Below are 6,749 nucleotides of genomic sequence, written 5' to 3'. Positions count from 1 at the left end.
TTTTCTATACTTCAAAATACTTGAAAGTATAGTGTTTATGCGGATAATCGAAAATTAGATATAAAATTTATAGAAAACCTTATAATCATATCTTTACCATGTTCATACTAGTGTGTCAATTTCTCACTATGTATATTTATATTCTTTTTATATGCGTATATCTGTATCGCTTCTCCTTTAAATTTGTGAAACGAAGACCATATCGTTTTGGAAATATCGTAGCAACTATGATTGCGATTACTCTTACAATTTCTGGTTTCCATTCTCACTATAATAAGAAAGAAGTCATCTATCATGTCACTGTTCCTAAGACATCTTCAGTATCTAAGTTAAAGATCTGTTTAGTCAGTGATCTACATTTGAGTTCTGGTACTTATATGAGACAGGTGAGAAAACTTGTAAAAACAGTGAATGATAAACATTATGATCTTGTATGTTTTGCAGGAGATGTATTTGATGAAAACACACCGGATGCATTAATGAATCGTTCTTTACAAGAATTCAAGAATATGAAGAGTACTTATGGAACATACTGGATATCTGGTAATCATGAATACTATGGTAAACATACAGACTTTACTGTCTTTGAAAAATACAACATACACTTTCTAAAGAACACCTATGAAACTGTAGACAATACTTTTAATATTGTCGGCTTTACAGATAAAACATCTCATGATCACTATGAAATCAATAAAGTAATAGAAGGGATGGATACTTCTTTACCTACTATTACACTAGACCATAATCCTGAAAGATTTGATCAACATACATATTTCACTGATCTTCAATTATCTGGTCATACACATAATGGACAGATTTTCCCAGGTAATATTATTCTTCATTATTACTATCAGAATTCATATGGTTTATCCCATTATAAGAACCATTATCTTCTTGTATCTGCTGGATATGGTTCATGGGGATTCCCATTTAGACTTGGGACACAATGCGAATATGATACTATTTATCTCACCATGAGAAAATAGTTTTACAAGAAATACACCTTTTTACACAAAATATGTAAACGGATTCATAAATTCGCGAAAATTAACCTCTTTTGGTGTACAAATCTAAAAATAAAGATAGACAAACCGCTTTCTTTCCTATATGATAAGGGCACAAAGAGGTAGTGAAAAAAATGGTCATGGAATTAGAAGAAAAATTTAAATTACGCAAAGCAGAAATCTTTGCGACAATCAAGAAGTATGTGACTGAAGCAAACATGGATATCTCAGATACAGTAATAGACAACTTATCTATTCATCTTGCTTTATCAATTACAAGAGAATTATCTGGATCTTATATCGAAATGAGTTCATCTCAGATTGAACAATTAAAACAAGCCAACACTTATCAGATTTCACAGTTAATCGTCTATGATTTATCTAAGAAATATGATGTAAAAATTTCTGAAGACGATATTTGTTATTGTGCGATGTATTTATCAAACATGACATTATTAGATTTAGACTTCTTTAGTGAATGCGATATTATTGATCAGGAAACTGAAAGCATTACTTTAGAAGCCGTACAGGAAATCAATAACCGTTTAGGATTAAATTTAAAGAAGAATGATGATTTCTATCAGGGATTATCAATGCATTTCTATCCTGCAATTCAGCGTTTAAAGAATGATGAACAGCTCCATGATAATGTATTAGCTGGCAAGATTAAAACTGAAAATGAAACAGAATATAAATGTGCAATGATTTTAAATGATGTTGTAAAGGAACATTATCATAAATCATTTAATGAAGATGAATTGGCTTATATAGCATTACATTTCGGTACAGCATTAAGATAACATCAAAGGGAACCATATCAATAGTAGATGGACCTAGGAGATAGCGAAAGCTATCTCCTTTCTTTTTATGTAAATCCTCTTTCTCACACTATGAAAGGTATTTTAAATTTAGCTTTTCATTTCATATTTATTAATGCCAATATTTGATATAATTACTTTGTTATCGTCCTCCCTTGAAAGGAGGTGATGTTAATTGCTTTCCAATTTAGTAGTATCTGTCGTGGCAGGTGTTTTAGTTTATTACATATGCAAATGGTTGGACAAAAGATTTAAACGATAACCAGCCTAGTGATAAGTACACTCTAAATAACTAGAAAAGGTAAGGAGTCCCATTCCTTACCTTTTCGCTTTGATGTTAATTGCATTCCAATTTGCAATCAAATTATAGCATCTAGTATTTTAATATGCAAGTTGATTTCAAGATACAATTATCACAAGGTTCCTTTTAATTTCTAGTTTTTCTTATACCTAATTGTTCAATGGAAATCTTATATAATACGGATATAATACGGAGTCTAGTGTAATTGAAAAATCACATTGACGCGGACCTCCAAGAATCCCATTAGCTAGTCTTTGCTGGATTTCGATACCATGTTTTAACATTCTATCAGCCTCCTAATATATCACTATTATAATATACTGCCATAAATATTAAGAAATGGCACCTTCAACTATCGTATCTAACACTATTATTTTCATCGTTGATTCTTTATTGTTATTTTGAATTACTTAATGAGCACAAAAAATCACTCACAATCAGTATTGCTTGTGAGTGATTTTAATAGTTATTTAAAATAATCCTTGAATTTTAGCTTGAATAATTCCAGCAGCAACACTTGCACCCACGTTACTCAAAAAATCTTTTAATCCAATCAATGCAGTTTTTAGAATGGCTGGTCTCTTTTCTTCTTCGATTTTTAATTTTATATCAGATAAAAGCTCAGTTATTGTCTCCATATCATCTTTTGAAAGGTTTGAAGCACTAATACTCTTTGCCACTTCATCAACAACATCCTTAACTTTATCATATGGAAAAGAAACTGTATTTCCATTACCTGACACTATTTGAGCATTACCAGAAGTTGAATTTATAACACTCGTAGGTCCATAATAATTATTCACGGTTTGTGGAATATTGGTTGCACAATCTTTTTCTTTCTCAGTAAACATCGTGTTTTCTCCAATAATTCCTTCCTCTTCTAATTTCAACGTCCACTCCAATATTGTGTTTTTTACCTTTTCTTCAATATCTTTAACTGCTGTTGATGGGACTTGAAGTGCATAATTCAGCGGTATTGGAGCATTACACTTTTCGTCTAAAAATGCACATTCCGCACCAGGAAGCATCATTAATAAATCATTTTCTGACGAATCAGATAAAGATACAATTTTAGAAATAGAATTCGATAATTTTCTTTCACAAATAATTTTTTCAATTTCATTATTTGGAATTATAATTGGATACCACCCATAATACTGATTGAAGTATTTTAAAGTTCCTCGAACCTTTCTATATTCTGGACATGATTCTTTATCAGTATATCCATTCAATTCATATTGAATCCATTGGTCAAAATCAGACAGTTTTAATTTTACAGCAATCAAATGTGCTTTTCGTAATACATTAACAATATCACAATTTGGCGAAAGAACTTCTTTCTGTAACTCTAAAACACTGTTTGCCATATTATTCACTATCCTTTTCAACTTTATAAGAATCTTTGTCTTCTGCAACCATAAGAGTAGGGTGGTTATGCACCACATTAGTATAATGGACATTATCCGATTCTTCTGCGGTAAATGAACCACCAACACCAAAGAACTTCTCAAAGAATAACTTCAATTTATCAATAACACCCTGTTTCTTAATAGTTCTTTTACTACTACCAAAACGAGATACAGGAGGCATAAGCTTATCGATATCCGTGCCTGTAGTTTTGATTTCTCCATCACGGAATGCATTTTCAATAAACTTTCTTGTTTCAGGCTCTTTCAATTTCTCTTCAACAATAATTTTAGAAAGTTCTTCTTCACGCTTTTTAGCAATATATTCATGCCACTCAGCCATAATATCCTCAACATCGTTAATAACAGATATAAATGTCTCAATAAGAGCTTTCTTACTACGTAATTCAGGACTTGAATCAATTGCTTTACTAATTGTAATAAGTACTTCCTTATCTTCACAATGACTATCATGATATTTCTTTACGAGCATCAAAATATAATCGATATTAATTTCTATCTGTTTAATAAGTTCTATCTCAAAAACAATATCATCAATAATATCTGTACTCTCGCCTCGTTTACGTTTATTATTCCATTCATCACGTAAATCTTGATATCTACCAAGATAGTCCTGTAAATCACGCTCAGTAAGAATTTCGTTACCTGCAAATTCGTCAAATGCTGAAAGAAGGTTTCTCATACGAAGAATAGCACCAAATAGATTAATAAAATCTTTTTGATTCTGTTCACCTGTAATTCTTGGCTCATCAAGTGGAAATCTTGACATCAACTGCTCAATCATTTCCACATAGCCTTGATGTCTTTTGCCTTCCTCATCCTCATAGCCATAATAGTAATCTTTAAATCTCTTCATTAATACAATACCACCTGCATCTTTATCACCAAATAATGAAATTGCAGTATCAACACGTTTTTGAAGATTTCTAAAACATACAATATTTCCAAACGTTTTAATAGAATTTAGAATTCTATTTGTTCTTGAGAATGCTTGAATTAAGCCATGCATCTTTAAATTCTTATCAACCCATAAAGTATTTAATGTAGTAGCATCAAATCCTGTAAGGAACATATTTACAACTATTAATAGATCAAGTTCTTTATTCTTCATTCTAAGAGAGACATCTTTATAATAGTTCTGGAACTTATCACCATCTGTAGAATAGCTAGTATGGAACATCTTATTGTAATCATCAATAGCAGAATCAAGAAAATCCCTTGATGATTGATCAAGTGCAGAAGTATCTTCAGAATTCTCTTCTTCAAGAATTCCACTCGTAGATTCTTCATATTCTGTTTCATTTGCACCATAACTAAAAATAGTAGCAACACGTAGTTTCTTGGTTGGATCAGCTGCCATTTGTTTTTTAAATTCCAGATAATACAATTTAGCCATAGGAACAGATGCAACTGCAAAAATAGAATTAAAACCACTAATACGCTGTTTTTGCTTAATTTCTTCTACAGTTCCTGCTTTTCCTGAAGCAACTTCTTTAATGTTAGTAAGAGTATTATAGATATATGTTTTATCACCTCTATAAGTCTTTCTATCAAAATTATCAAGAATATATTCTGTTACAAGTTTTATTCTCTCAGGAGCCATCATTGCTTTTTCACGCGCAATATCCCATACCTGTTCATCATCAATATCATCACTCATATCCATTGTTTTGATATAGTCCACTCTGAATGGTAATACATTTTTATCATTAATAGCATCAACAATAGTATATGTATGAAGCTGATCACCAAATGTCTGCTCAGTAGTAAAAAATTGAGGTTTAGTAACTCTTCCTGTATTTGCTGGGAAAATAGGAGTTCCAGTAAATCCAAATAAATGGTACTTCTTGAAGCTTTTTACTATAGCTGCATGCATATCACCAAACTGACTTCTATGGCATTCATCAAAAATAATAACTACATGCTTGTCATACACATCATGATTCTTATTCTTCTTAATAAAAGTAGCTAATTTTTGAATAGTAGTAATAATGATATGAGCATCACTATCTTCTAACTGTTTTTTTAGAATTGATGTTGAAGTATTACTATTAGCAGCACCTTTTTCAAAACGATCATACTCTTTCATTGTCTGATAATCTAAGTCTTTACGATCAACAACAAATAGTACTTTATCAATATATGGAAGCTGTGATGCTAATCTTGCAGTCTTAAAAGAAGTAAGTGTTTTACCTGAACCAGTAGTGTGCCAAATATATCCTCCACCAGCAACATTACCGTATTTTTTATAGTTATTTGCAATCTCAATACGATTCAATATACGTTCAGTAGCAGTAATCTGATAAGGACGCATAACTAAGAGCATATTCTCAGATGTGAAAATACAGTACTTAGTAATAATGTTTAAGATTGTATGCTTTGCAAAAAACGTTCTAGTAAAATCAATTAAATCTGGGATTATACGATTGTTTGCATCAGCCCAAAAAGATGTGAATTCAAAACTATTACTTGTTTTACCTTTCTTAGAAGTAGAATTCTTTGAATCTTTAATAGCGTTAAAACGTGTACTGTTTGAATAATACTTTGTGTTAGTACCATTCGAAATAACGAATATTTGAATGTATTCAAATAGACCACTACCAGCCCAGAATGAGTCTCTCTGATATCTATTGATCTGATTGAAAGCTTCACGAATAGCCACACCTCTTCGTTTTAATTCAACATGAACGAGTGGAAAGCCATTGACTAGAATAGTAACATCATATCGATTATCATGTTTTGCACCATCAGAAATACCAAGCACGTATTGATTAATAACCTGAAGAGAATTATTATGAACGTTCTTTTTATCAATAAGAGAAATATTCTTTGTAGTACCATCATCACGTTTTAATACTTGTATGTAATCTTCTTGAATTTTTCTTGTCTTCTCTACAATACCTTCATTATTGTTTGCAATATGACTCTTAAAAAATTTTTCCCATTCATTATCAGAAAACTGGTAATTGTTTAACTTCTCTAATTGAATACGAAGATTAGCAATAAGATCCTTCTCATGATGTATTTTAAGATATGTATAACCTTGTTCAGTAAGCATATGAATAAATTCTCTTTCTAATGCTGCTTCTGATTGATATTGACTAGATCTACTTTTAACTGCTTCATATTCTGTAACAACTGTACTTTCTGTTGACTGTGCAACAATATTAAAATATGACATAGCATCCACCTCCTT

General features: G+C 31.0%; 4 protein-coding genes. 2 read left to right on the top strand and 2 right to left on the bottom strand.

The genetic code is table 11. The annotated features are described in order from the left end of the window. Window positions 1–185 precede the first annotated feature (185 nt). Entirely contained in the window at window positions 186–989 is an 804-nt protein-coding gene (locus ABUA27_RS04720) for a metallophosphoesterase (RefSeq protein WP_281082734.1), read from the top strand. A gap of 158 nt (window positions 990–1,147) precedes the next feature. Beyond that, the gene (locus ABUA27_RS04715; RefSeq protein ID WP_217748554.1) at window positions 1,148–1,807 is read left to right on the top strand and encodes a BglG family transcription antiterminator; all 660 of its coding nucleotides are present in this window, start codon (window positions 1,148–1,150) and stop codon (window positions 1,805–1,807) included. A 789-nt stretch (window positions 1,808–2,596) separates the two neighbouring features. Here the strand turns inward: ABUA27_RS04715 and ABUA27_RS04710 are convergent. Next, window positions 2,597–3,493, bottom strand: a complete 897-nt coding sequence (locus ABUA27_RS04710; RefSeq protein WP_288951303.1) for an AbiTii domain-containing protein — start codon at window positions 3,491–3,493, stop codon at window positions 2,597–2,599. Window position 3,494: 1 nt separating this feature from the next. Further along, window positions 3,495–6,734 carry a type I restriction endonuclease subunit R gene (locus tag ABUA27_RS04705; protein WP_349820324.1) on the bottom strand — a complete coding sequence of 1,080 codons (3,240 nt, stop codon included), beginning with the start codon at window positions 6,732–6,734 and terminating at the stop codon, window positions 3,495–3,497. Window positions 6,735–6,749: the final 15 nt, after the last annotated feature.

Origin of the sequence: Catenibacterium sp. RTP21428st1_D7_RTP21428_210409, assembly GCF_040227455.1 — a bacterium.
Classification (GTDB): Bacteria; Bacillota_I; Bacilli_A; order Erysipelotrichales; family Coprobacillaceae; genus Catenibacterium; species Catenibacterium mitsuoka_A.
This window is presented reverse-complemented; position numbering and strand designations above follow the sequence as displayed.

Bases quoted from the DNA above. Each gene is read 5' to 3' on its own strand.
- ABUA27_RS04715 (WP_217748554.1), top strand. From the start codon at position 1,148: ATGGAATTAGAAGAAAAATTTAAATTACGCAAAGCAGAAATCTTTGCG.
- ABUA27_RS04710 (WP_288951303.1), bottom strand. From the start codon at position 3,493: ATGGCAAACAGTGTTTTAGAGTTACAGAAAGAAGTTCTTTCGCCAAAT.
- ABUA27_RS04705 (WP_349820324.1), bottom strand. From the start codon at position 6,734: ATGTCATATTTTAATATTGTTGCACAGTCAACAGAAAGTACAGTTGTT.